This window comes from Streptomyces sp. NPDC041968, assembly GCF_055589025.1.
In genome coordinates, this window is record NZ_JBVJCB010000002.1 from 609756 (window position 1) to 633750 (window position 23995).

The following is a 23995-nucleotide window of genomic DNA, read 5'->3' on the forward strand; positions in this document are numbered from 1 at the left end:
TAGCTGGAACGACGAAGGGCAACTCCTGTGAGACGCAGCAGACTCAGGCACCTCGGCCTGGCCGGCCTCCTTCTGTTCGGCAGCCTCACCGCGGTCGGCACCCTGCCGGCCTCGGCGGCCGACTCCCCCACCGGCGCCACGAAGGCCCCGGCAGCCTCCACCGGCCTCCTCGACGCCATGGAGCGGGACTTCGGACTCACCCGGGCCGAGGCCGAGGACCGGCTGGCGGCCGAACGCCGCGCCACCGCCCTCGAACCCACCGCACGCCGGACCGCCGGGGGCGCCTTCGGCGGATCCTGGTTCGACGCGGCGACAGGGCGGCTGACCGTCGCCCTCACCTCGGACGCGCCCGCCGCCACGGTCCGGGCGGTCGGTGCCACCGGTGCGCAGGTCCGCACCGTCGAGCACAGCGCACGGCAGCTCGACGCGGCCATGGCACGCATCGACCGCCTGGACGCGCCCGCCGGCGTCAGCAGCTGGCGCGTCGACCCGTCCGCCAACACCGTGGTCGTCGACGTGGTCGCCGGCGAGCGTTCCGACAACGATGTCCGGCGGTTCGTGGACCGGGCCCGCGAGGCCGGGCCCGTCACGGTGCGGTCGGTGCCGTCGGCTCCCCGGACCTTCGCGGCGGGCACCGTCGGCGGCGACCCGTACTACACCGGCAACGTCCGGTGCTCCATCGGCTTCTCGGTGCACGGCGGGTTCGTCACCGCCGGGCACTGCGGCGGCACGGGAGCCGGGGTCAGCGGCTGGGACCGCTCGTACATCGGCACCTTCCAGGGCTCGTCGTTCCCGGAGAACGACTACGCCTGGGTGAGCGTCGGCAGCGGCTGGTGGACGGTGCCGGTCGTGCTCGGCTGGGGAACGGTGCCGGACCAGCTCGTGCGCGGTTCGAACGAGGCACCCGTCGGAGCCTCGATCTGCCGCTCCGGCTCGACCACCCGCTGGCACTGCGGCACGGTGCTGGCCAAGAACGAGACCGTCAACTACAGCCAGGGCGCGGTGCGCCAGATGACCAAGACCAGTGTCTGCGCCGAGGGCGGGGACTCGGGCGGCTCGTTCCTCAGCGGTGACCAGGCGCAGGGCGTCACCTCGGGCGGCTGGGGGAACTGCTCCAGCGGCGGGGAGACCTGGTTCCAGCCGGTCAACGAGATCCTGAACCGCTACGGGCTGACCCTGCACACGGCCTGATCCGGACGTCGGGGAAGGCTCCGCCGAACCTCCGGCGGGGCCTTCCTCGGCAGGCCCCGACCGCCCGCCGGGTACGGGTCGGAGGCGGCCGGGCACGGGTCAGAGGTCGAGGGGCCCCGCGCCCGGCTCCGTCGTCTCGGGGCCGGACGCCGTGGTCAGCCGGCGGTAGGCGGCCCGGGCGTGGACCAGGCGGGCCAGCGCCGTGCCCACGAGGGCCGCGCCGAGCAGACAGGCCAACCACAGCGCGTCCCGCCGGCCCGTCCAGGTCAGCGTGCCGGCGGGCGGGACGGCGAAGCCGTTCAGGGAGAGCCAGCACAGCAGGGCCGTTCCGGGGGCCGCGGTGAACCGCGCCCAGATGCCCAGCAGCGCCGCCAGCAGGGAGAGCACGGCCAGCGCGAGTCCGGGACGGCCCACTCCCACGGTGCCGTTGAGGAGCGTGACGAGGACGAGGGCGCCGCTGAACGCGCCCGCCCACACCAGGGGAGCCCCGACCGGGCGGGGGACGGGTCTCACGCCGTGGCTCAGCGGCACCCACTCGATCATCCTGACGACTCCCTCCGGTCCCGGACGGCTCCGACCACGGCGTCGGACACCGGTCCTGCGGAAGGATTGTCCCACCGGGGTGCCGAGCGCCGTACCGGCCGGGGTGACAACCGGTCACGGCGGGCCGGCGCCACGACCGCGCGGGTCGCGCCGGCCGGACGCCGGTCCACGGCCCCGCGGAGACCCGGCCCCGGGTGGCAGCTCCGCGGCCTGGCGCGGGACGGGGGCGCTCCGTCCAGGAGCGCGACACCGGCCCCGCACCGACGTGCTTCCCCGTCCCGGACCTCTACCGTTCGGCCTCGGCAGGCTGCGCGGAGGAGGCGCCGGCGGAGGCCGACGCGGGCGTAGTGGAGCCGCCCTTCACCGCGTCGTCGCCGTCGCCTTCGCCGTCACCGTCGCCGGAGCGGCTTCCCGGCACCGCGGCCGTTCCCTTGGCACCGGGCAGCAGCCGCCCGGCGGCCCGCAGGGCACCGGCGAGCAGGTGCGCCCGGCCCGCGAAGACGGGCCCGAGGACGGCGAGGACGAGGACGTACCCGGCGATGAACGGGGCGAGCCGTCCGTCCAGCCCCGCCCCCGCGGCCATGGCGGCCAGGATCAGCGCGAACTCCCCGCGCGCGACCAGGGTCGTCGCGATCTCGGCGGCGGGTTCGGAACCGTAGCGGTACACCCGGGCCACGCACAGTCCGGCGACGACGTTCATGACGATGGTCAGAGCCGCGGCCGCCGCGACCGGGCCGGCGACCGACGCGAGGTCGCCGGGGTCGATGGCGAGCCCGAACGCGAAGAAGAAGATGGCCGCGAAGGCGTCCCGGAGCGGGTGCACCAGTTCCCGGATTCGCGGTCCCGAGGGGGTGCCCGCGAGGATGAGGCCGACCATGAAGGCGCCGATGGCGTCGGCGACGCCGAGGACCTCCGAGACGCCCGCGACGAGCACCGCCGCCCCGAGGAAGCTGATGACCAGCAGTTCGTTGTCCCGGGTCGCGATCAGCCGGCCCACGAGCCGCGTGCCGTAGCGGGCCGCGGCGGCGAGCACCAGCAGGAAGCCGAAGGCCTTCCCGGCCTGCACGGCCGTGTCCGCGAAACCGTGCGCACCCGCGATGACCGGCTGGAGGGCGGCCAGGTACAGCGCGAGGAAGATGTCCTCCACCACGATGACGCCCAGGATCAACCGGGTCTCGGGCCGCCCGATCCGGCCCAGGTCGATGAGGATCTTGGTGACGATCGCGGAGGAGGATATGCCGAGCACGCCGGCGAGCACCAGCGCCTCCCGCACACCCCAGCCCAGGACGAATCCGAAGCCCAGACCGGCGCCGACGTTGAGCAGCAGATAGACGCCGCCGGCGGTCAGCAGCCGTTTGCCGCCGCTCTTGAGGTCGTCGAGGTGGAACTCGAGGCCGAGGTAGAAGAGCAGCAGCACCAGTCCGAGCGCGGAGAGCATCTCGAAGTCGTGCGCGTCCTCGACCAGGACGAAGCCCGGTGTGTGGGGACCGAGCAGGATGCCGGCGAGCATGAACAGCGGAATCGTCGGAAGTCCGATCCTGCCGCCGAGGCGGGCGAGGAACGCGGCGGCCAGGAAGGCGCCGCCCATGGCGAGCAGGGTGTCAGCGTGTCCCACGGGTCACCGCCTTCGACCGTGCGGAGGGTCGGGAGGGCTTCACTTGACGGGGATGGATGCGGGTTCTCCTTCATCTGTGACGCGTCGTCTGTCGTGCGGTCGGGCGCCGTCGGCCGACCGCGGGGGCGCGACACCGTTCCCGGCCCGGGCAGCGCACCGCTCCCGGCCCGCGCGGGGCACCGTCGCGCCCGCGGCGTGCACGGGCGGCGCGCTCCGGACGCCCCGGGTCCGCCCCCGGCGGTACGCCACGACGACCACCGGCCACCGCGGTGCACGGGCGCGCACGGCGCGGCCGGCCCGGACCACGCGGCAGCACCCGCGGCCAGGCGGGACGAACCTCCCCGCGACCCTCCCGGCGCCCGAAGACCCCCCGGGGCACGGCGTCGCTCCACGGTCACACGCCATGCCGCTGCTCCGCCATCGGGGACGGCACCCATAACGCCCGGTGGCCGACACCCATCACGGCGGGCCGGGGGCGCCGCCAGGCGAGCGGGAAGAGCGGCGCGGCCCGGCCGATGAGAGGGGTGCGCCGCGGCCGACTCGGGGATCCCGGCCGCGGCACATCCCGCCGCCCCGGTGCGGGAGGACTGCGCACCCGGGCGTGGACGGCGCCTTCCCCGGGCCGGCGCGGCGACACTGCCCCAGCCGAGTGATCGTCACTGACCGAGACGGCCATCCTCGTGGCCGCCCTGGACGACGACCGGCACTCGCTGCACCATCGGGTCGAGCCCGACGGTGGGTTCGTCCATCACCGGCAGGTCGGGCCGGATCAGCAGCGCGACGGCCAGGGAGACCCGCGAGTACTGGCCGCCCGAGAGCCGGGAGACCGGCTGGTCGGCGTACGCGACGAGGTCCACCTCCTTCACGACCCGGACCACGGCGTCCTCGCGCCGCCAGCCGCGCATGCCGAGGGCGGCGGCGAAGTACCGCAGGTTCTCCAGCACCGTCAGTCCGCGTGGACGGAGGGTGCCTGGGTGACGTAGCCGACGCGGGTGCGCAGCGGCCAGGCGCCCGCCGCGTGACCGAGCACCTGGACGTGACCTGTGCTGGGCTCCTGGACGGAGCGGTCATCGCCAGGACAACGGTCCGCCGCACGTGACGTCACGCACCGGCGGTCGCATCGCTCCGGCCGGTCCACCGGTCGGGAGGGAGGGCGGTGGCGGCGCGGTTCAGGATTCGCGGCGGATCATCGCCCAGGCGATGTCGTGCAGCTGGCGGTAGGCGTCGGCGGTGGGCCGCGCCAGGGACAGGGAGCGCAGCGCGACCGTCATCTGCCGGCGCGCCTCCTCCTCGGCCGCCCGCCGTCCGCCGGCCTCCTCCACCAGACGACGCGCCAGGTCGATGTCGCCCCCCTCCAGCGGGTGCGGACCCAGGTACAGCTCACGCAGCCGTTCGGCCGCCGGGCCCGGTGCCGCGAGGGCCGCCACGACCGGCAGCGACTTCTTGCGGGCGGCCAGGTCCGCGCCGACCGGCTTGCCGCTGCGCGCGGTGCGGCCCCAGATGCCGAGGATGTCGTCCGCGCACTGGAAGGCCACGCCGAGGTGCCGGCCGAACTCCCGCAGTCCGCCGACCCGGACGGCGTCCGCGCCGGCCAGCACGCCGCCCAGCGCGCAGGCGCAGCCGATCAGGGCACCCGTCTTGCCCGCGGCCATGCTCAGGTAGTCCGCCACCGACACGTCGTAGGCCGCCTCGAAGGCGACGTCGTGGCTCTGGCCCTCCACCAGGTCCAGCAGCGCGGCCACGAGTTCCTGCACGGCCGCCCCCGCGCGCCGCGGTGCGGCCTGGGTCAGGGCGCGCAGGGCGGCGACCAGCAGGGCGTCGCCGGTGAGCACGGCCGCGGGGGTGCCGAACAGGGACCAGGCGGCGGGCCGGTGGCGGCGCAGCGCGTCGCCGTCGATGACATCGTCGTGCAGCAGGGTGAAGTCGTGCACCAGCTCGACCGCCACCGCGCCGGGCACCGCGGTCGCCGGGTCCGCACCGACGGCCGCCGCCGACAGCAGGGCGAGGGCCGGACGCACCGCCTTGCCACCGCCGGACACGGACGCGCGGGGCGCGCCGTCGGCCTCGCACCAGCCCCGGTGGTACCGGGCCACCAGGCGCTCCGCGGCGGGCAGCGACTCGACGGCCGTCCGCAGAGCGGGCGACAGCACGTCGTCGACCCACTCCAGACGCGGGAAGGCACCTGCCGGGGCCGAGTCGGTCATCTGCGACACGTACTGCTCCTCACGGGGTCAGGACTCGAAGACGGACAGCGGGACCCGGCGACGCCCGCACGGGCCGCGTCGGCCGCGCCCCCAGTCAATCGGTCGGCGTGCCGCGGGAAGCCCGCTCCGGGCACCACCCGACGAAAGATCACCGAAGCAGCCCAGCTCTATGACCATGCCCCCAGCCGACAATCGGGCCGCACCGGAAGTGGTGCGGACGTACGCCGTCCGCCCCGCCGCGGGATGCGGCGGGGCGGACGGTTGCGGACGGTCCGTCAGCACGGTGTGCTTACCATCAGCTTCTCGAAGGAAGCCATGCAATCCGGGCAGTGGCGCGCCCGTTCACCGTCGGATGCCTCGATACGTTCGCGGAGCATCTCTCCGCACAGAGTGGCCGCTGCCTGTTTGGCCATCACGTGCCACACCAACGCTCCGCCCGCCTTCTCCGGGCCCACGCACATTTCGTACATGATCGGCCTCCCAGCCTGGACGCCGCTGACACTCACCAGGAGACACCGGATCGGCCGTCACCAGTAGCGCGCGGGGGCCATTCGGGTGACGGCCGCTTCGCCCCTCCGGGGTGGTTGCACACCCGGACGGATACAAACGATCAGCCAATCGGCCCCAACCGCGTGAGGGTGTGACGTGGCGTCGACACGTGCGGCCGGGGGTGGGTTGCCCTGGTCTGATGGCGACACAGACCGAACCGACCGCTCCGGTCCCCGCGGCGAAGCGCTCCCGCAGGGGACGAGTGATCGTCTCCTGGCTGGCCACGACCGACCACAAGCGGATCGGCCATCTCTACCTCATCACGTCGTTCGCGTTCTTCCTGATCGCCGGGGTGCTGGCGATGCTGATCCGGGCCGAGTTGGCCCGGCCGGGCCTGCAGCTGCTCTCCAACGAGCAGTACAACCAGTCGTTCACGATGCACGGCACGATCATGCTGCTGCTGTTCGCCACCCCGACCTTCGCCGGCTTCGCGAACGCCGTGATGCCGTTGCAGATCGGCGCGCCCGACGTGGCCTTCCCCCGGCTGAACATGCTGGCGTACTGGCTGTTCCTCTTCGGCGGCCTGATCGTGCTCGGCGGCTTCCTCACCCCGCAGGGCGCCGCGGACTTCGGCTGGACCGCCTACACACCGCTCAGCGGTCCGCTGCGCGCCCCCTACCTCGGTGGCGATCTGTGGATCATGGGGCTGGCGCTGTCCGGGTTCGGCACCATCCTGGGGTCGGTCAACTTCATCACCACGATCATCTGCATGCGCGCGCCCGGCCTGACCATCTTCCGCATGCCGATCTTCGTCTGGAACGTGCTGCTGACCTCGGTCCTGGTCCTGCTGGCCTTTCCGGTGCTGGCGGCGGCGCTGCTGGTGCTGGAGGCGGACCGGCACTTCGGGGCCCATGTGTTCGACGCCGAGAACGGCGGGGCGATCCTGTGGCAGCACCTGTTCTGGTTCTTCGGCCATCCCGAGGTGTACATCCTCGCCCTGCCGTTCTTCGGGGTGATCACCGAGATCATCCCGGTCTTCGCCCGTAAACCGATCTTCGGCTACATGGGGCTGGTCGGCGCCACCATCGCCATCGCGGGGCTCTCGGCCACCGTCTGGGCGCACCACATGTTCGCCACCGGTGCCGTGCTGCTGCCGTTCTTCTCGTTCCTGACGTACCTCATCGCGGTGCCGACGGGGGTGAAGTTCTTCAACTGGATCGGCACGATGTGGAAGGGCTCGCTCTCCTTCGAACCGCCGATGCTGTGGGCGGCCGGGTTCCTGGTCACCTTCCTCTTCGGCGGGCTGACCGGGGTGGTCCTCGGTTCACCGCCGCTGGACTGGCACGTCACCGACACGTACTTCGTGGTGGCGCACTTCCACTACGTCCTGTTCGGCACGATCGTGTTCGCGATGTTCGGCGGTTTCAGCTTCTGGTGGCCGAAGATGACGGGCCGCATGCTGGACCACCGGCTGGAGAAGGTGCACTTCTGGACGCTCTTCACCGGCTTCCACACCACCTTCCTGGTGCAGCACTGGCTCGGCGCCGAGGGCATGCCGCGCCGGTACGCGGACTACCTGGCCGCCGACGGCTTCACGGTGCTGAACACCGTCTCCTCCGTCGGGGCCTTCCTGCTCGGTCTGTCGACGCTGCCGTTCCTGTACAACGTCTGGCGGACGGCGAGATACGGCCGGCCGGTCGGGGTCGACGACCCCTGGGGCTACGGGCGCTCCCTGGAGTGGGCCACGTCCTGTCCCCCGCCCCGCCACAACTTCCACGCCCTGCCGCGGGTGCGGTCCGAGTCGCCGGCCTTCGACCTCCACCACCCCGAGCTGGTCCAGCTGGACCAGGCGGAACGGACGGGGCAGCGCGATGTGCTGGAGCCCGGCGAGGGGCACAAGGGGGACCGCGCCTCCTGAGGTGCGCATCGGGCAGTACGCCACCCGTCAGGGTGCGACGGGCGGTCGCCGGGTCGCGATCCGCGGGGGCGAGTGACGTCCGGATGCCGCTCCCTCACCGCGGGCCACCCGCGCGGGCGCGGCGGAGCGGGTCCCCGGGGCGCGGAACGTCGTGGGGCCGTACCGGTCAGGCCGTCGCGTCGCCGGTGCGGGTCCTGACCCGCTCCTCCAGTCGGCGCAGGCTGCTGTCGAGGGCCTCGTCCACCGCGGGCCGCCCGGGGTCGTGGCCCTCGTCGAAGAAGGACAGGTGCACCGTCACCTCGCTGACCCCGCCGTCGAGTCCGGCGACCTGCAGCCAGCCGGCGTAGGCGCCCTGGTCGCGGGTGCCCCATTCCAGGCGCAGTTGCTCGGGCCGGGCGCTGAGCAGGGCGGAGGTGTCCTGCTCGGTGCGGTCCTCGTGCACGGTGACTGCGGGCGGGTCCTCCGGCTCCACGTGCAGGTCCCGGGGCAGCCAGGTGTCCAGCTGCCCGACGTTCGCGGCCTGGTCGAAGACCTGCTCCGCCCCGGCGGGCATGGTGCGGGAACGCTCGTACTCGGACATGGGTCACCACTCCTCGGCACTCGTCGTCGTACCAGGGGACGCGTGCCCCCGTCCGCCCGGGCCGAAGCGCCCCGCGAATGATCGGCTCGGCGGGCGGCGCCGGGTGTGCGGTGCCAGACTGCTGCGCAACGTGCCCCGTCGTGGCGTCACGGCGGGCGGACCGGCGAGGGGAGACGAGGTGTCCACGTCCGAGGCGAGCGACGTGCTGCTGCAGGATTTCCTCGCCGATCCCGCGCATCTGACCCTGGACCTGTCCGCCGCGGTGGCCCGCTGTGCCAAGGCCCTGGACCTGCAGCACGCGGTGGTCTACCTCGTGGACCTGCAGCAACGGCACCTCGTGCCGCAGACCGACGTGGCGTCGAGCATCCCCGTCGACGGCTCGCTCGCGGGGTGGGCCTACCGGACCCAGGCCCTGCGGGTGGAGGAGTCCGAGACCGGCGGTGTCACGGCGTGGCTGCCCCTGCTGGACGGGGCGGAGCGCCTGGGGGTACTGGCGGTGCACGCCTCGGCGCTCACGTCCGCCACCCTGGTCCGCGGCCGGGCCCTCGCCTCGCTGCTGGCCATGATGATCACCTCGAAGCGGGCCTTCGAGGACTCCTTCGTCCGGCACACCCGCACCGAGCCGATGCACCTCCCCTCCGAGATGCTCCGCGCGTTCCTGCCGCCCCGCACCATCGGCAACTCGCACGTCGTGTCGACAGCCGTCCTCGAACCCGCCTACGAGCTGGGCGGGGACGCCTTCGACCACTCGCTCACCCAGACGACCCTGCACGTCTCGGTGGTCGACGCCATGGGGCACGACCTGGCTTCCGGGCTGACCAGCGCGGTGGCGCTGGCCGCCTGCCGCAACGCCCGGCGCAACGGGGCCGACCTGCCCACGCTCGTGACCTCCGTCGACGACGCCCTGGCCCGCTGGCTCCCGGATCAATACTGCACCGCCGTCCTCGCGCAGCTGGACTTCGAGACGGGTCTGCTGCGCTGGAGCAACTGCGGTCATCCCGCGCCCCTCCTGATCAGGGACGAGCAGTTGATCACCGACGCGCTGGAACGGGACGCCGACCCCCCGATGGGGTCGCCGGCCCAGCTCTCCGCCGCTCCTCGCCGGACGCACGAGACGAGGCTCGAGCCCGGTGACCGGGTGCTGGTGTACACCGACGGGGTCACCGAGGCGCGGACCCCGGAGGAGACGCTCTTCGGACTCGAACGGTTCGCCGACTACGTCATCCGGGCCACGGCGGGCGGCGAGCTCGCACCCGAGGCGCTGCGCCGTCTGATCCACTCGATCCTCGACTCCCAGTCGGGCGGTCGGCTGCGGGACGACGCGACGATCCTGATGTTCGAATGGCGTCCGCCGGTCCGCTGACCGTCGGCGGCGCGTTCCCGGGTGGAGCGGGCGCCCCGGTGGCGCGGGGGGCGTGTCTCAGACCTGGTGGCCCCGTGCACGCAGCCAGTCGCGCACGGTCTCCTTGTCGGCAGGGGTGATCCGCACGGGTCCTTCGACGTAGGGTCCCTCGTCCTCGGTGAAGCCCGTGTCCGTGATCCTGGCGGTGACCCAGGTGGCCAGGTCCTGGGCGGCCCGCTCCGGGAGGGCGCCGCTCTCCCATCCGGCGCGGGCCTCCCGGGCCGCGGCGCGATCGTGCTGCTCGGTCTCCGCGAGCCACGCCGTGACCAGCCGTTCCACGGTGCGTCGGTCCTCGGGTCCGGTCGGCTGCTGCTTGTCGTCCATGCCGTCCGAGTGCCCCCGATCCCCCGGACGGCTCACCCCGAAACAGCGTCCCGTGTCGGGGGTACCACGCCGGGTACCCGGATTCCCAGGGGCGGACCGGCTGACCGGTCCACGGAAGGTGACCGTCCGGAAGGGGACAGCAATGACGCAGCACGCCGACGACAGCGCTCTCGACCAGCGCGCCGGCGTTTCGGAGCTCCGTCTGGCCGCGGGGGACCCCGACTTCGTCCCCCTGAACGACCCACGCCACGAGGATCTCCCGCTCGACCGCAACCAGGCGATTCTGCAAGCCGCCAAACAGGTCGGGTCGATCCTGAAGAAGAAGGAGCACCCGTTCGCGTTGGCCGGCAGCGTCGCCGTCTACGCGCACGGCGGCACCCAGAACCTCCAGCACGACGTGGACTTCTGCATCCGGCCGGACGACGCGGAGGCCGTCGCGGCGACGCTCAGGGAGGCGGGTCTGGCGGTGTACACGCCGCCCGAGGACTGGCTGCTGAAGGCGAACTGCCTGGGGCAGCAGGTCGACCTGATCTTCGAGCTGGCGCACGAGCCCGTCACGGCGGAGCTGCTGGCCCGGGCCCAGGACCTCTCGGTCGACTCCGTCCTCATGCCGGTGCTGTCGCCGACCGACCTGCTGCACGGGCTGCTGGCGGCCTTCTCCGAGCACCACTGCGACTTCGGTGCGGTGCTGCCGATCGCCCGCACCCTGCGGGAGAAGATCGACTGGGAGGAGCTGCGCCGCGAGTGCGGTGACGACCCCATGCCGGCCGCGTTCTTCTTCATCCTCGAACGGCTGGACATCATCCCTCCGGCCGGCGCCTCGGGCGGCTCCCCGGCCACCGCGGCGGCCACCGCCGCGAAGGAGGAACAGCGATGAGCGACCCCGTCGCACACCAGGGGCCCGCGGCGAGCGGCCCCGCCGGCGCGGCCGGCAACGTCGAGTACCGCGTCGCCCACCTGCACGACCGGCTCGCCGCCGAGGAACTGGGCGAGCTGGGTGTCCGCGCCGAGATCCGCGCCGGGGCCATCGCGCTCACGGGCACGGTGCCCTCCGCTCAGTGCCGCGAGACCGTATTGCGCGTCGCCCGCGAGGAACTGGCCGGCCTCACCGTGCACGCCGACCTCGTGGTGGCGGAGACGACCAGCCCCGACCATGCGGAGGAGCTGTGATGATCCGCGTCGCCGCCGTCGGAGACATCCACATGGGCCCGGACAGCCAGGGGCTGCTGCGTCCCGCCTTCGAGACCCTGCCCGAATGCGCCGACCTGCTGCTGCTCGCCGGTGACCTGACCCGGCACGGGACCCCGGAGGAGGCGCGGGTGGTGGCGCAGGAGGTACGCGACCTGCCGGTGCCGGTGGTGGCCGTCCTCGGCAACCACGACCACCACGACGAGCAGCCCGAGAAGGTCACCGCCCTGCTCCAGGACGCGGGGGTGACCGTACTGGAGGGGCAGGCGACCGTCGTCGAGTGCGCCGGGACGCGCGTGGGCATCGCCGGGGCCAAGGGGTTCGGCGGCGGTTTCGTCGGGCGCAGCGCCGGTGAGTTCGGCGAACCGGTCATGAAGGAGTTCGTCCGCACCACCCGCCGCTCGGCGGACAGTCTGCACGCCGCGCTGAAGGAGCTGGACGCCGAGGGCTGTGCCGCCCGGGTGGCGCTCACCCACTTCTCCCCCGTCGCCGACACGCTCGCCGGGGAGCCCCCGGAGATCCACCCGTTCCTCGGCAGCTATCTGCTGGCCGAGGCGATCGACACCGCCGGCGCCGACCTGGCCGTGCACGGCCACGCCCACCTGGGCACGGAGCACGGGATGACGGCGGGCGGGGTGCGGGTGCGCAACGTGGCGCAGCCGGTCATCCGCCGCGCCTTCAACGTCTACCGACTCGGGGCCGCCTGACCGCGGGCGGGGCGCGACACCGCCGGGCGGCGGTCGGACGGCCCCGCCCGGTGCGTCAGGTCGCGGCGTCCTCCCGCGTCGTCCGTCCGAGACAGGTGACGTCGGCGGGATCCAGGCCCGCCGCCTCGATCTCGTGGAAGCCCATCCGGTCGTAGAAGGCCCTGGCAGGTGTGTTGGCGGTCGCCATGACCAGGTGGACGGCGGGCACCCCGCGGGCGCGCAGCGCCCGCCAGAACGTCCGTATCAGCGCACGGCCGTGTCCACGGCCCTGCCACTCGGGGAGCAGGTCGATATGCAGGTGGGCCGGGTAGGCGGCCAGCTCGGGGACGATCATCCGCTCCGGGTCGTGCAGCAGTCCGGCCATGACCTCGTCCGGGGTGCGGGGCGGGCCGTCGGGCGCCGGGTGGCGGTGCGCCACTCGCGGCAGCCACTCGGCGCGGAACTCCTTGGCGAAACGAGGGGTGTCGGCGGTGCCGAGGATGTAGCCGACCGCTCGGCCCCCTCCGTCGTCCAGGACGAACGCCAGATCCGGGTCGAGGTGGACGTAGGGCGCGGCGAAGATGGCGGGCAGCAGTGCCGGGTCGGCGTACACCGGCCGGCTGTCCCGGCCGTTGTGCGCGGTGCGGATGCAGATGTCGTCGAGTGCCGATGCGTCGGCGGGACGGTACGGGCGTACGGCGGCGGTCGGGGTCACTGCGGCATCCTGCCCGACTGGGAGCGCTCCCACAAGGGCGCCGCGACGCCCCGCGCGTGCTCGTCGGCCCGCCGGGCTCCTCCGCGGGCGCCCCCGCGTGCCGCCGGGGCGTGCCCCTTCGGGCCGGCCGCGGTCACTGCGCCAGATGCGCCGCACCCGCACCATGACGGGAATCGGTCCTGCCGCCGCCGACCGGCCCGTGACCTGCGTGGAACCCGCCCGGCGCGGTACCCGCGGGCGTCGCCGCCGCTGCGGGCACCGAATGGCGCCGGGCGTTGCGGGCACCTGATGATCCCAGTAGGCAGCACGTTCCTGGCAGTCCATGGGTATCCCTGGAGAAAGCGAGAGAGCACCATGAGTCTTTTCCGTGTGGTCGGCCGCCCGATGCTCGCCTCGATGTTCGTGGCCGGCGGTCTGAACTCCCTGCGCAACCCCGCGCAGGTGGCGCCCGCCGCCGAGCCGATCGTCCGGCCGGTGACCGACCGCGTGTCGGCGTTGCCGGACAGCACCGAGCAGCTCGTACGGCTCAACGGCGCCGTGCAGGTGGTGGGCGGGGTCCTGCTCGGCCTCGGCCGCTGCCCGCGGCTGGCCGCACTGGCGGTCGCGGCGACGCTGGTTCCCACCACGCTGGCGGGGCACCGCTTCTGGGAGGCGGAGGACCCCTCGGAGCGCGCCCAGCAGCGCATCCACTTCCTGAAGAACGTGTCCATGCTGGGCGGGCTGCTGATCGCCGCGGACGACACGGGCAGCGCCCCCTCGCTGCTGTGGCGCGGCCGGCATGCCGCCCGGGGCCTGCGGCACGACGCGCACCTGGTGCACCGCTCGGTCAGGGCCACGGCCCGCCCCGCGGCGACAGCGGGGGGTGTCCGGGCCAAGCTGGGCGTCTAGGGCCGGGCGGCTTCCGCGCCGGAGCGGGCGGCAGGGTGCGCCGTGCGGAGAAGGAGGCGCCGACACCCGTACCCCGCCGCCCCGGACAGGCCCCCATGTCCGGGGCGGGCGGCGAGCGGGCGGCGAGCGGGCGGCGAGCGCCTTCAGGCCCGTCGCTCCCCGACGCGCTCGGTGGTCACCACCCCGGTCGGTACCGGGTCGGGGCGGTCCCGGAGGGCGGCGATGGTACGTTCCAGGCCGTCCGGCCAGGTCACCCCGGGCAGCCACCCGAAGATCTCACGGGCGAATCCGGTGACGGGCCGGGGTTGCGCGGGCCGGTCGCCCGACCCGTCGACGAACACGAGCGGCGCGTCCGTGCCGGTCAGGTCGATCACCCGGCGGGCTATCTCCACGGCCGTGGGCGCCTCGTCGCCGCCGATGTCCACGGGCCGTACCGATCGGCCGGCCGCGACGAGGAGGACGCCGTCGACCATGTCGTCCACGTAGCACAGCGGGTGCGTCCGGCTGCCGTCCCCGTCGACCGTGACCGGCCTCCCCGCGAGGGCCTGCTCCAGGAAGGCGGCGGGCGTGCCCCCGTCGTCCGTCCGCATGCCGGGCCCGTAGCCGGTGAACAGCCGGACGATCCCGGCGTTCGTGCCGTGGGCGCCCGCGTGCGCGGCGACCAGCGCCTCGGCGAAGCGGACGGCCTCGGCGCAGGCGCTGTGCGGACCGACCGGGTCGGCCCCGCTCCCGTGCCCGTCGTCGCGCGGCGCACGGCCGGGGGACGCCGGCGGCGAGGAGGCGAGCAGGAAGCGGGCGCCGTCCCGCTCGGCGACGGCCAGTGCGGCACGGGTGCCGAGGCTGCTCGCGTCGAGGATCTCCACGGGCCGGTCGGGCCAGGCGGCCGGTGACGCCGGGCCCGCCAGGTGCAGGACCAGGTCGTAGGGGCCGGTGAGCGCGTCCGCGCAGCCGGGGTCGGAGATGTCCCACTCCAGGAACCGGAAGCCGGGGCGGCCCGCCAGAGGGGCGAGCTTCTCGGCCCGGCCGGTGGAGAGGTTGTCCAGGCAGTCCACCTCGACACCCGCGTCGAGCAGGCGGGTGCACAGGTGGGAGCCGAGGAAGCCCGCGCCGCCGGCCACCAGGGCACGGTCCCAGGACGACCGGGCCTGCGACCACGGACCGAACGTCGCCGTCGGCATCATGGGGACGACCTTCCTTCCGCCGCGAAGCGCTGACGAGCGGGCCCCGGGTGCCCTGGCGGGTCGCGTTCATGCTCCGGCGTCCGCCGCGTCCCCTGCGCCGGCCGAGCGGACGGAGCCCTGTGGTGACCGTCACGCCCCCAGGTCTTGACCCGGGACGCGCGGAGGCCTGTGATCAAGCACACTCGGCAGGTCAAGGGGCCTGCGCGGCAGGGGAATTGGGCCGTGCGGGGTGAGCCCCCGAGCGGACGGCGGCGAGGACTGGCCGGTCCCTTCTGCCACGATGGTCGGCGCCGTCGTCCGGCTCGGTGGAGTGGCCGCGCAGCGCAGCCGGTCTTCTCGCTCCCCCTCCCCCTTCCCTTCCGGGTCCCCCGACCCGTCTTCGAGTGGCGCACTGTGTCTTCTTCCCCTGTCTCCGCCGTCTCCGCCCCGCCTGCCTCCGCACCGGCGTCGCGTTCGCCGTGGCGGTCCCTGCGGTACCGCAGCATGCGCTGGTGGTCGGTCGCGAACTTCGTCTCGAACGCCGGCACCTGGATGCAGCTCACGGTGCAGAACCTGCTGGTCCTGCAGATCACCGGGTCCGCCGCGGCGACGGGTCTGTCGATGTCCGTCCAGGCCGCGCCCGCGCTGTTGATCAGTGTGTTCGGCGGCGCCGCCGTCGACCGCTGGCCGCGGAAGCTGACCGCCGCCGTCAGCCAGGCCCTGCTCGGCGCGGTCGCCTTCGCGACGGCGCTCCTGGTGGCGCTGGACCGGCTCGACGTGACGACCCTGATGGCGCTGGCCGCCGTCACCGGTGTCATCGCCACCGTCGACGGCCCGGCGTGTTCGCTGCTGGGCAACGACCTGGTCCCGCCGGAGGACGTGCCCTCGGCGATCGGTGTGGGCGCGCTGGTGCACCAGGCGGGCCGGCTCACCGGTGCCGCGCTGGCCGGAGTGGCGGTCGGCTTCCTCGGGACGGCCGCCGCCTACGCGGCCAACGGGCTCTCGTTCCTCTTCGTGGCCTCGGTAGTCCCCTTCCTGCGTCCGGCGCGCGGGGCGGCGGGGCACACCGGCAAGGCCGCGCGCCGCGAGCGGGCGGACAGCCTGTCCGTGCGGGAGGGGCTGGCCTTCTTCGCGCGCCGTCCGCGGCTGCTGGCGCTGGCCGGCGTCACCGGGATCAGCGCCGTCTTCGGGCGCAACTACCAGCTCACGCTGGCGGTGCTGGTGACCGGGCCGCTCGCGGGCGGCGCCGGGTCGTTCGGCACGGTGTCGACCGTGCTGGCGGCCGGCGGCATCGTCGGCGCCGTCCTGGGCGCCCGGCTGCGCCGGCCCTCCGTGCGGGTCGTGGGCGCGCTGGCGGCGGCGGGCGGTCTGCTGCAGGTGGTGGCCGGTCTCTCACCGTCGCTGGCCGTGCTGCTGGTGATGGTGTTGCCGATGGCCGTGGTGGAGTCCGTCTCCGACACCGCGGGCACCTCGGTGCTGCAGACCGACCCGCCCGCGCACCTGCGGGGCCGGGTGCTCGGCGTGTGGGGCAGCATCGGCACGGTGTGGGGCCTCGGCGGCCCGCCGGCGCTCGGCCTGCTGATGGAGCTGGCCGGCGCCCGCGGTGCCCTGGTCGCGGGCGGGCTGATCATCGCTGCGTCCATCACCGCGGGTCACCTCCTGCACGGCCGCCGCTCCAAGGAGCCGGTGGCGTTGCGGGCCGCCGGGGACACGGGCACACCCGCCCGGGTGGCGCTCGGGACGGCAGCCTGAGCGGGAGGCCCGCGGCCGTGCCGGCCGGCGGCCACGGCACGGTACGACGGTCCGTGGGCTCGCGGCCCGCGACCCGGCTCCGGCCGACGGCGTCGCCCCGGTCACATCCCGCCGGACACATCCCGGCCCGACCCCGTCCGTACGGCCCCGGACGGCGGTGCCGGTGCACATGAGTCCCGTCCTTACCCTGGCGTGCGACCCTGGGCAGCCTTTGCCGGTCACCGGGGGTCCGCCCGGTTCACGTATGGGGAGAAGAAGTCCTGAGTACCGCCGTCCTCGCCGAGGCCGTCCCCGTCGTCCTGCTGCTGGGCGTGCTGGCCTTCGCCGTGCTGCGTCCCCGGGGGCTGCCGGAGGCGGTGGCCGCCGTGCCCGCCGCCGCGCTGGCCGTGGCCCTCGGCATCGTCACCCCGCACCAGGCGTGGGAGCAGACACGTACGCTCCTGCCGGTCGTCGCCTTCCTCGCCCTGGTGCTGGTGCTGGCGCACCTGTGCGCCAGGGAGGGACTGTTCGAGGCCGTCGGGGCGGCCGTGGCACGCCGCTGCGGCGGGAGCCCGTCGCGGCTGCTGGCCGGGGTGTTCGCGATGGCCTGCGCGGTCACGGCGGTGCTCAGTCTGGACGCCACCGTCGTCCTGCTCACCCCGGTGGTCCTGGCCACCGCGTCCCGGGCCGGCGCCCGGGCCCGCCCGCACGTGTACGCCACGGCGCACCTGGCGAACTCCGCCTCGCTCCTCCTGCCGGTCTCCAACCTGACCAACCTGCTGGCGTTCACGGCCAGCGGCCTGTCCTTCACCAGGTTCGCCGCGCTCATGACCTTGCCGTGGCTCGCCGCGATCGCTGTCGAGTACGTGGTGTTCCGCCGGTTCTTCCGCGCGGACCTGAACGAGCCCGGGCCCATGGGCCCCCCGCCCGGGCTGGAGTCCCCGTCCGATCCCCCGCCGGCGCCGGCCGTGCCCCGGTTCACCGTCGTCGTCGTGGCGCTGACCCTGGCCGGGTTCGCCGTGTCCTCGCCGGTGGGCCTGGACCCCGCGTGGGCGGCGCTCGGCGGTGTGCTGGCGCTCGGCGGGCGGGCGCTGGCCCGGCGTCATGTCGGGCCCCGGGAGCTGGTGGGCGCCGCGTCCCCGCTGTTCTGCCTGTTCGTGCTGGCGCTGGGGGTCGTCGTGCAGGCCGTGATGGCGGGCACCCCGGCCACCGGGCTCGGACGGCTGCTGCCGCACGGCGACTCGCTGACGGCGTTGCTGGGGGTGGCGGCGGTGGCCGCGGTGCTGGCCAACGTCGTCAACAACCTGCCGGCCGTCCTGGCCCTGCTTCCGCTGGCCGCGCCCGCCGGGCCGGGCCAGGTCCTCGCCGTGCTGATCGGCGTGAACCTGGGGCCGAACCTGACCTACGTCGGCTCCCTCGCGACCCTGCTCTGGCGGCGGATCCTGCACGGGTACGGAGTCGAGGCCGACCTGGGCCGGTTCACCCGGCTCGGCCTGCTCACCGTGCCCGCCACGGTCGCCGCCTCCACCGTGGCCCTGTGGGCGGCGCTCCAGGTCGTCGGCGCCTGACACCAGGACGCCCGTCGGCGCGGCCCGCCTCTCCCGTCGGCCCCGGGGCGCACCACTCGCCGGGCCGTGCGGCGCACCGGCCACCGGGCCGGCACCGGATCGCCCACCGGGCGGGTGCCAGGCCGGTCACTGGGTCGCCACGACGAGGCACCGGCGCAGTTCCTCGGCCGCCTCGGGGGCTCCGGTGACCGTCACACCGCCGTCCCCGTCGCCTTCCCGGTTCCACAGCCGGCGCAGCAGTGCCTCCGGGGAGCCGCTCAGCGTCACGTCCGCCGCGCCGTCACCGGCCCCGTCCGTCACGGAGAACTCGCCGGGGCCCGTCCGCACCCGCCACGCCGCGTCCCCGGCACGCAGCAGGATGGTGCGCCCCGGTGAGCCGTCCAGGACGTCGGCGAAGTACTCGCCCCATGCGGCGACGGAGAAGGCGGCGAAGATCCTGAGCAGTTCGTCGATGCCGTCCACGGCGAGGTCGGCCGGGACGGGCGCGACGGGCTGCCCGGTGGCCAGCTCGGCGTCGATCCGGTGGACGACGGTCTCCTGGGCCATCCGCCGGATCCAGAAGCCGACGCTCTGGTCGGGGCCGTACCAGGTGGCGGCCGGGTCCCCGGGAGCGCGGGTGGCGAACTCGGCGCGCAGGGCGGTGTACCCCCGGTCGAGCAGCGCGGTGGGTTCCTCCTCGGCGAACTCCGGCGGCGGCCAGGGCTCGGGCTCGACCCCCTCGCGCATGGCGACGGTCTTGTGCAGGTAGACCTCGCCCACGTGACGGGTCAGATCGGCCACCGTCCAGCCGGGGCAGGTGGGCACCGCGGCGTCGGCGTCGTCCTCGACGACGGCCCGCAGCCGGTCGTGGTCGACGGCGAGGCAGTCGAGGTAGCGGGTGAACTCCATGGTGCAGAGCCAAGCACAGGCTCAGGGCCGGGGCGCGGTGTTTTCCGCCCCGGTGTGCGGGCGGGGGCTCACCAGGTCCCGGTGGGGATCGCGGGCCGGCGGACGGCTTCGACGGCGTCCCGCAGATGCAGGGCGACGGTGATCAGCGCGCGCAGGGCGGAGGGGCGCAGGCTCTGGGCGCTCTCGGCGGCCAGCACCAGCAGGCAGCCCGCGGCCTGCTCCACGACCGGTACGGAGAACGCGAAGTCGTCACCGTCGGCCCCGCGGAACGCGCGCCAGGGGGTCGCGGCTCCGTCGATGGCCTTCTGGACGGCGTGCTCGAGGTGCTGTGCGGCCTGTTCGCACACGGGGGCCGGCAGGATGATGGTGCGATGGAACGCTGAACTGGTCATAGTCCCACTGCTCCCCCGCGTCCGGGGCGTCCAACGGCACACCGGGCGTCTTTCACCGGGTCGGCGGCAGTCCAGGCCCTAGCCTGGTGACCGTGTGTGCCAAGACGACGCCCTCGGCGGCCGCGGCCGGGTTCACCGGTCGGACGGTGACCGGTGAACGCCGGTGGTCCGCCTCCCTCACCGAGGTCTTCCTCGACGACGGACGCACGGTGATGGTCAAGCGCGGCCACGGCGCGGGGGCGGCACGGGCCGAGTCCGCCGGGCTGCGCTGGCTGGCCGACGCCGGCGCCGTGCGGATTCCGGCAGTGGTCGGCGCGGACGGGCGCTGGCTGGTCACCGATCGCGTGCCCGAGGGCCGGGCGAGTGCCCGGGCGGCCGTCCGGTTCGGCCGGGACCTGGCAGCGCTGCACGCGGCCGGAGCGCCCGCGTTCGGTGCCGCGCCGCCGGGCGGACCCGAGGAGGCGTTCATCGGTCGGGCACCGATGCGCAACGTCGCCGGGAGCGACTGGCCGCGCTGGTACGCGGAGCACCGGGTGCTGCCGTACCTGCGCCGCGCCGTCGACGCCGGCACCGTCCGGCCGGGCGAGGCGGCCGAGGTCGAGCGGGTCTGCGCGCGGCTGCCCGAGCTGGCGGGGCCGGCGGAGCCGCCCGCCCGGCTGCACGGCGACCTGTGGAACGGCAATGTGCTGTGGGGCGCCGACGGCCACGTCCGCCTGATCGACCCGGCCGCGCACGGCGGCCACCGGGAGACCGACCTGGCGATGCTCGGCCTCTTCGGCTGCCCCCACCTGGACCGGGTCGTGGCCGGCTACCAGGAGGTCGCGCCGCTCGCCGACGGCTGGGCGGCCCGCGTCGGCGTGCACCGGCTCTTCCCGCTGCTGGTGCACGCCGTGCTCTTCGGGCGCGGCTACGCCGAGCAGGCCCTCGCGGCGGCCCGGGCGGCGGGCCCCCCCGGGCCGCTGAGCGTCAGCGCGTCACGACGTGCCGCTCGTTGGGCACGCAGTGGGTCATCTTCAGGCCCTCGACGTCCCGCGGCGGGTTCTTGCCGAGGTTGGCGAGCCGCTCGCGGTCCTCGTCGGTGAGGTCCTGGCTGGCCAGCGGCTCCAGGTGCCGGACATCCTGCGGGCTGATGCCGATGCCCTCGCCCACCCGCAGTCCGAGGTCGTTCTCCACCAGCAGGAAGTGCCACACCATGCGCTCCTGCACCGGCCGGTCGCACTGGGAGAGCAGGTCGACGAAGTTCGCCACCAGGTCGTCGCGCTCCCACTCCTCCAGCAGCAGATAGCGCTGCCCGGCCTGCACGTAGTCGTTGGTGCGCGGGATCCGCTTGCGGGTGAGCCGACCCTGGATCTCGGGTCCCTGCTCGTCGTGCGTCGGGTACTCGCCCTCGCGCAGGCCGCCGGTGATCGACGGCTCGTAGTTGACGATCGGGTTCTCCCCGCCGCCGTCCTGGTGGTAGGCCATCTGGCCGTCGCGCTGGTTGGTGCGCACGTGGGCGTTCTTGGCCTGGTTGACGGGCAGCTGGAGGTAGTTCGGGCCCACCCGGTAGCGCTGGGTGTCGCTGTAGGAGAAGGTGCGGCCGACGAGCATCTTGTCGTCGGAGAAGTCCAGCCCGTCGACGAGGACGCCGGTGCCGAAGGAGATCTGCTCGTTCTCCGCGAAGTAGTTCTCCGGCATCCGGTCGAGGACCATGCGGCCGACCGGCTTCGCCGGGAACTCGTTCTCCGGCCAGGTCTTGGTGTCGTCGAGCGGGTCGAAGTCCAGTTCCGGGTGGTCGTGGTCGTCCATCATCTGGACGAGCAGCTCCCACTCGGGATGGTCGCCGCGCGTCACGGCGTCGTAGAGGTCCTTGGTGGCGTGGCCGAGGTTCTGCGCCTGGATGTTGGCGGCGTCCTCCTCGGTCATGCTGCGGACGCCCTGCTTGGGCATCCAGTGGTACTTGACCAGCTTGGTCTCGCCCGCCGCGTTGACCCACTTGTAGGTGTTGACGCCGAAGCCCTGCTGGTGGCGGTAGTCCGCCGGGATGCCGCGCGGGCTGAACAGATTGATCAGCATGTGCATGCACTCCGGCGTCTGCGACATGAAGTCGAAGATGCGCCGGGGCTGCTGCTCGAAGGTCACCGGGTCCGGCTTGAGGGCGTGGATGACGTCCGGGAACTTGATCGCGTCACGGATGAAGAAGACAGCCAGGTTGTTGCCGACGAGGTCCCAGTTGCCGTCCTCCGTGTAGAACTTCACCGCGAAGCCGCGGGGGTCGCGTGCCGTCTCGGCGGAGTCGCGGCCGCCGATGACGGTGGAGAACCGGACGGCCAGGTCGGTGCGCTTGCCCCGCTCCTGGAACAGCTTGGCCCGGGTGTAGCGGTCGATCGGTTCGTCGCCCCAGGAGCCGTACGCCTCGAAGTAGCCGTACGCGGTGACCCCGCGGGCGTGCACGACGCGCTCGGGGATGCGCTCGCGGTCGAAGTGGCTGATCTTCTCCAGGAACTGGTAGTTCTCCAGCGTGGCGGGGCCGCGGGCGCCGACCGTGCGCTGGTTCTGGTTGTCGTAGACGGGGTGCCCCTGGCGGTTGGTGAGCACCTTGCGGTCGTCGCCCGGGGCAGGCCCCTGGCTCGATACGTCCGTCATGTTCGTGGGCTCCTTCGACTCGTGGCCGCCCTCGGACGCGGCCCTGAGCTGCGAGGCGGCCGTCGGCCGCGCACGTCATCACTCCGGGTACCCCGCCACGCAAGGTCCGACACCTACCGATTTGTACTGTTTCCCTACCACACACCGGGGCCCTGGGCACCCGCCAGAGGGGTCCAGGGGCCGCACGGACCGGGCGGGTACCCGGGGCGCCACGGGGCACACGGCACTTCCGGGCCGGGACCGCAACCCGTGGCCGGAACGGCGCCGTTCGGCGCTCCCGGCTCCGGAGCGGCCTCGCGAGCGAGGCGGCGCCCCAGGAACCACGCGTCCCCTTCAATCTCATGTCCCATTGAGTCTCGTGTCCCACTGAGCCTCATGTCCCGTTGGGACATTTTCGGGTGTACGCTCGGGGGTATGACGGCGACGAAGCCTCCCCCCGCCCCCGAGGACCGGCGGCAGCGCAAAGCGCGGCGGACCCGCGACGCGCTGGCCACCGCCGCCTGCGACCTGATCCTCGATCGCGGATGCGCGGCGACCACCGTGGAGGCCATCGCCGAGCGCGCCGACGTCACCCGGCGCACGTTCAGCCGGCACTTCGCCGGCAAGGAGGACGCCGCCCTCGACTTCGTCCGCCGGGACGGCGACCGCATCAACGCGCTGCTGCGGTCCCGGCCCGCCGACGAGCCGCCCCTCCTCGCCTACCGCCGGGCCGTGCGCGACTGGCTGGCCGACCGGGAGGACCCGGCCTGGCACGTGCGTCCGCGCATGCGCCGGCTGGTGGCCCTGGCCGACAGCGAGCCCGACCTGTTCGCCGCCTACCAGCGCATCCGGGTCGACGCCCAGGAGGAGTCGATCCGCATCGTCGCCCGTCGGCTCGGCACCGACGAGACCCGGGACGTCCGTCCCGCGGCCGTCGTCGACGCCGCCGCCGGGGTCCTGATCGCCGCCCTGCGCCTGTGGGCGCGCGGCGACGACCGGGACTCGGGAGCCGCAGACCTCGCCGCCCTCGTGGAGCGGGCCTACGACGCCCTGACCTCGGAGGCCGCGGCCGCGGCCCCCGACAGCACCACCGAAGAGCGAGAAGCACCATGAGCACCACCGACACCGCCCCCGCCGTCGTCCACACCGCCGAGTTCGCGGGCCGCACCGCCCTCGTCACCGGGGCCGCCTCCGGCATCGGCCTGGCCACCGCCCGCCGCCTCGGCGCCGGCGGCGCGAAGGTCGTCGTCGCCGACTTCGACACCGAGGGCGCCGAGAAGGCCACCGCCGAACTGAGGGCGCGGGGCGTCGAAGCCGCCGCCGTCGAGCTGGACGTGACCCGCCCGGAGTCCGTCGAGGCGGCCGTGCGTGTCACCGTCGACACCTTCGGCCGCCTGGACCTCGCCGTGAACAACGCGGGCATCGGCGGCCCGAGCGCCCCGACCGGCGCGTACGACGTGGACGCCTACCACCGCGTCGTGCGCACCAACCTCGACGGCGTCTTCTACTCGATGCGCTACGAACTGCCCGCCATCGAAGCGGCCGGCCGGGGCGGCGCCATCGTCAACGTCGCCTCCATCCTCGGCTCGGTCGGCTTCGCCGGTTCCCCCGCCTACGTCGCCGCCAAGCACGGCGTGGTCGGGCTGACCAAGGCCGCCGCCGCCGAGTACGCCGCCCAGGGCATCCGCGTCAACGCGGTCGGCCCCGGCTTCATCGACACCCCGCTGCTCAAGGAGATGGACAAGGCCGCCCACGACGGGCTGGTCGCCCTGCACCCGGCCGGCCGCCTCGGGCGCTCCGAGGAGGTCGCCGAGCTGATCGCCTTCCTGCTGTCGGACCGGGCGTCCTTCGTGGCCGGCAGCTACCACCTGGTCGACGGCGCCTACACCGCCGTCTGACACCGCCCGCT

General features: G+C 74.0%; 22 protein-coding genes and 1 pseudogene. 12 read left to right on the forward strand and 11 right to left on the reverse strand.

Annotated elements, in window-relative coordinates; genetic code table 11:
• Positions 1-27: 27 nt before the first annotated feature.
• Positions 28-1191, forward strand: coding sequence for a S1 family peptidase (locus ACZ6EG_RS07865; RefSeq protein WP_391969067.1), 1164 nt, complete (start codon positions 28-30; stop codon positions 1189-1191).
• Positions 1192-1290: 99 nt separating this feature from the next.
• Here the strand turns inward: ACZ6EG_RS07865 and ACZ6EG_RS07870 are convergent, their stop codons facing one another.
• From ACZ6EG_RS07870 to ACZ6EG_RS07885, 4 genes and pseudogenes are all read right to left on the reverse strand, one after another.
• Positions 1291-1734 carry a hypothetical protein gene (locus tag ACZ6EG_RS07870; RefSeq protein WP_384698153.1) on the reverse strand — a complete coding sequence of 148 codons (444 nt, stop codon included), beginning with the start codon at positions 1732-1734 and terminating at the stop codon, positions 1291-1293.
• A gap of 286 nt (positions 1735-2020) precedes the next feature.
• Positions 2021-3349 (reverse strand): cation:proton antiporter, encoded by a 1329-nt coding sequence (locus ACZ6EG_RS07875; RefSeq protein ID WP_469602578.1) that lies wholly within the window; start codon positions 3347-3349, stop codon positions 2021-2023.
• Between the two features lie 707 nt (positions 3350-4056).
• Positions 4057-4406: pseudogene (locus ACZ6EG_RS07880) on the reverse strand (ATP-binding cassette domain-containing protein); the annotation flags it as partial.
• Between the two features lie 112 nt (positions 4407-4518).
• On the reverse strand, positions 4519-5553 hold the full coding sequence (locus ACZ6EG_RS07885) for a polyprenyl synthetase family protein (protein WP_391969118.1): 1035 nt from the start codon (positions 5551-5553) through the stop codon (positions 4519-4521).
• A 688-nt stretch (positions 5554-6241) separates the two neighbouring features.
• On the opposite strand from ACZ6EG_RS07885, the gene ctaD reads away from it, so the two are divergent.
• The gene (ctaD, locus tag ACZ6EG_RS07890) at positions 6242-7960 is read left to right on the forward strand and encodes an aa3-type cytochrome oxidase subunit I (protein ID WP_391969069.1); all 1719 of its coding nucleotides are present in this window, start codon (positions 6242-6244) and stop codon (positions 7958-7960) included.
• A gap of 166 nt (positions 7961-8126) precedes the next feature.
• Here ctaD and ACZ6EG_RS07895 read toward each other — a convergent pair whose 3' ends face one another.
• Positions 8127-8540, reverse strand: a complete 414-nt coding sequence (locus ACZ6EG_RS07895) for an SRPBCC family protein (RefSeq protein ID WP_391969070.1) — start codon at positions 8538-8540, stop codon at positions 8127-8129.
• 178 nt (positions 8541-8718) lie between these two features.
• Here ACZ6EG_RS07895 and ACZ6EG_RS07900 point away from each other — a divergent pair, with 178 nt between their 5' ends.
• A complete protein-coding gene (locus ACZ6EG_RS07900; protein WP_469602581.1) occupies positions 8719-9903 on the forward strand; it encodes a PP2C family protein-serine/threonine phosphatase in 1185 nt (394 codons plus the stop codon).
• Between the two features lie 57 nt (positions 9904-9960).
• Here the strand turns inward: ACZ6EG_RS07900 and ACZ6EG_RS07905 are convergent, their stop codons facing one another.
• A complete protein-coding gene (locus ACZ6EG_RS07905) occupies positions 9961-10266 on the reverse strand; it encodes a hypothetical protein (protein ID WP_391969072.1) in 306 nt (101 codons plus the stop codon).
• A gap of 142 nt (positions 10267-10408) precedes the next feature.
• On the opposite strand from ACZ6EG_RS07905, the gene ACZ6EG_RS07910 reads away from it, so the two are divergent.
• Genes ACZ6EG_RS07910 through ACZ6EG_RS07920 form a run of 3 tightly spaced genes read left to right on the forward strand, consistent with a single transcriptional unit; the run spans position 10409 to position 12161 of the window.
• Positions 10409-11143 (forward strand): nucleotidyltransferase family protein, encoded by a 735-nt coding sequence (locus ACZ6EG_RS07910; protein ID WP_469602584.1) that lies wholly within the window; start codon positions 10409-10411, stop codon positions 11141-11143.
• Positions 11140-11436, forward strand: a complete 297-nt coding sequence (locus ACZ6EG_RS07915) for a BON domain-containing protein (protein WP_391969074.1) — start codon at positions 11140-11142, stop codon at positions 11434-11436. Before ACZ6EG_RS07910 ends, ACZ6EG_RS07915 begins: the two co-directional genes overlap by 4 nt.
• Positions 11436-12161 (forward strand): metallophosphoesterase family protein, encoded by a 726-nt coding sequence (locus ACZ6EG_RS07920; protein WP_391969075.1) that lies wholly within the window; start codon positions 11436-11438, stop codon positions 12159-12161. The genes ACZ6EG_RS07915 and ACZ6EG_RS07920 overlap by 1 nt, the downstream gene beginning before the upstream one ends.
• A 55-nt stretch (positions 12162-12216) precedes the next feature.
• Here ACZ6EG_RS07920 and ACZ6EG_RS07925 read toward each other — a convergent pair whose 3' ends face one another.
• Positions 12217-12855 carry a GNAT family N-acetyltransferase gene (locus ACZ6EG_RS07925; protein ID WP_469602589.1) on the reverse strand — a complete coding sequence of 213 codons (639 nt, stop codon included), beginning with the start codon at positions 12853-12855 and terminating at the stop codon, positions 12217-12219.
• 354 nt (positions 12856-13209) lie between these two features.
• Between ACZ6EG_RS07925 and ACZ6EG_RS07930 the strand changes: the two genes are divergently transcribed.
• Positions 13210-13743 (forward strand): DoxX family membrane protein, encoded by a 534-nt coding sequence (locus tag ACZ6EG_RS07930; RefSeq protein ID WP_356609530.1) that lies wholly within the window; start codon positions 13210-13212, stop codon positions 13741-13743.
• 143 nt (positions 13744-13886) lie between these two features.
• Here the strand turns inward: ACZ6EG_RS07930 and ACZ6EG_RS07935 are convergent, their stop codons facing one another.
• Entirely contained in the window at positions 13887-14924 is a 1038-nt protein-coding gene (locus ACZ6EG_RS07935) for an NAD-dependent epimerase/dehydratase family protein (RefSeq protein ID WP_469602591.1), read from the reverse strand.
• A 483-nt stretch (positions 14925-15407) separates the two neighbouring features.
• On the opposite strand from ACZ6EG_RS07935, the gene ACZ6EG_RS07940 reads away from it, so the two are divergent.
• Together ACZ6EG_RS07940 and ACZ6EG_RS07945 are read left to right on the forward strand one after the other, a co-directional pair.
• The gene (locus ACZ6EG_RS07940; RefSeq protein WP_469602594.1) at positions 15408-16655 is read left to right on the forward strand and encodes an MFS transporter; all 1248 of its coding nucleotides are present in this window, start codon (positions 15408-15410) and stop codon (positions 16653-16655) included.
• 311 nt (positions 16656-16966) lie between these two features.
• Complete coding sequence (locus ACZ6EG_RS07945) at positions 16967-18202, forward strand: SLC13 family permease (protein WP_391969079.1); 1236 nt, start codon at positions 16967-16969, stop codon at positions 18200-18202.
• A 126-nt stretch (positions 18203-18328) separates the two neighbouring features.
• Here the strand turns inward: ACZ6EG_RS07945 and ACZ6EG_RS07950 are convergent, their stop codons facing one another.
• A complete protein-coding gene (locus ACZ6EG_RS07950) occupies positions 18329-19090 on the reverse strand; it encodes a maleylpyruvate isomerase family mycothiol-dependent enzyme (protein ID WP_391969080.1) in 762 nt (253 codons plus the stop codon).
• Positions 19091-19158: 68 nt separating this feature from the next.
• The gene (locus ACZ6EG_RS07955; RefSeq protein ID WP_356609522.1) at positions 19159-19482 is read right to left on the reverse strand and encodes a hypothetical protein; all 324 of its coding nucleotides are present in this window, start codon (positions 19480-19482) and stop codon (positions 19159-19161) included.
• A 92-nt stretch (positions 19483-19574) separates the two neighbouring features.
• On the opposite strand from ACZ6EG_RS07955, the gene ACZ6EG_RS07960 reads away from it, so the two are divergent.
• A complete protein-coding gene (locus ACZ6EG_RS07960) occupies positions 19575-20564 on the forward strand; it encodes a fructosamine kinase family protein (RefSeq protein ID WP_469602599.1) in 990 nt (329 codons plus the stop codon).
• Here the strand turns inward: ACZ6EG_RS07960 and ACZ6EG_RS07965 are convergent.
• Complete coding sequence (locus tag ACZ6EG_RS07965) at positions 20449-22107, reverse strand: catalase (protein WP_391969082.1); 1659 nt, start codon at positions 22105-22107, stop codon at positions 20449-20451. The genes ACZ6EG_RS07960 and ACZ6EG_RS07965 overlap by 116 nt on opposite strands.
• Positions 22108-22521: 414 nt before the next feature.
• Between ACZ6EG_RS07965 and ACZ6EG_RS07970 the strand changes: the two genes are divergently transcribed.
• Positions 22522-23199, forward strand: a complete 678-nt coding sequence (locus tag ACZ6EG_RS07970; RefSeq protein WP_391969083.1) for a TetR/AcrR family transcriptional regulator — start codon at positions 22522-22524, stop codon at positions 23197-23199.
• Positions 23196-23984, forward strand: coding sequence for an SDR family NAD(P)-dependent oxidoreductase (locus ACZ6EG_RS07975; protein WP_469602604.1), 789 nt, complete (start codon positions 23196-23198; stop codon positions 23982-23984). Before ACZ6EG_RS07970 ends, ACZ6EG_RS07975 begins: the two co-directional genes overlap by 4 nt.
• Positions 23985-23995 lie beyond the last annotated feature (11 nt).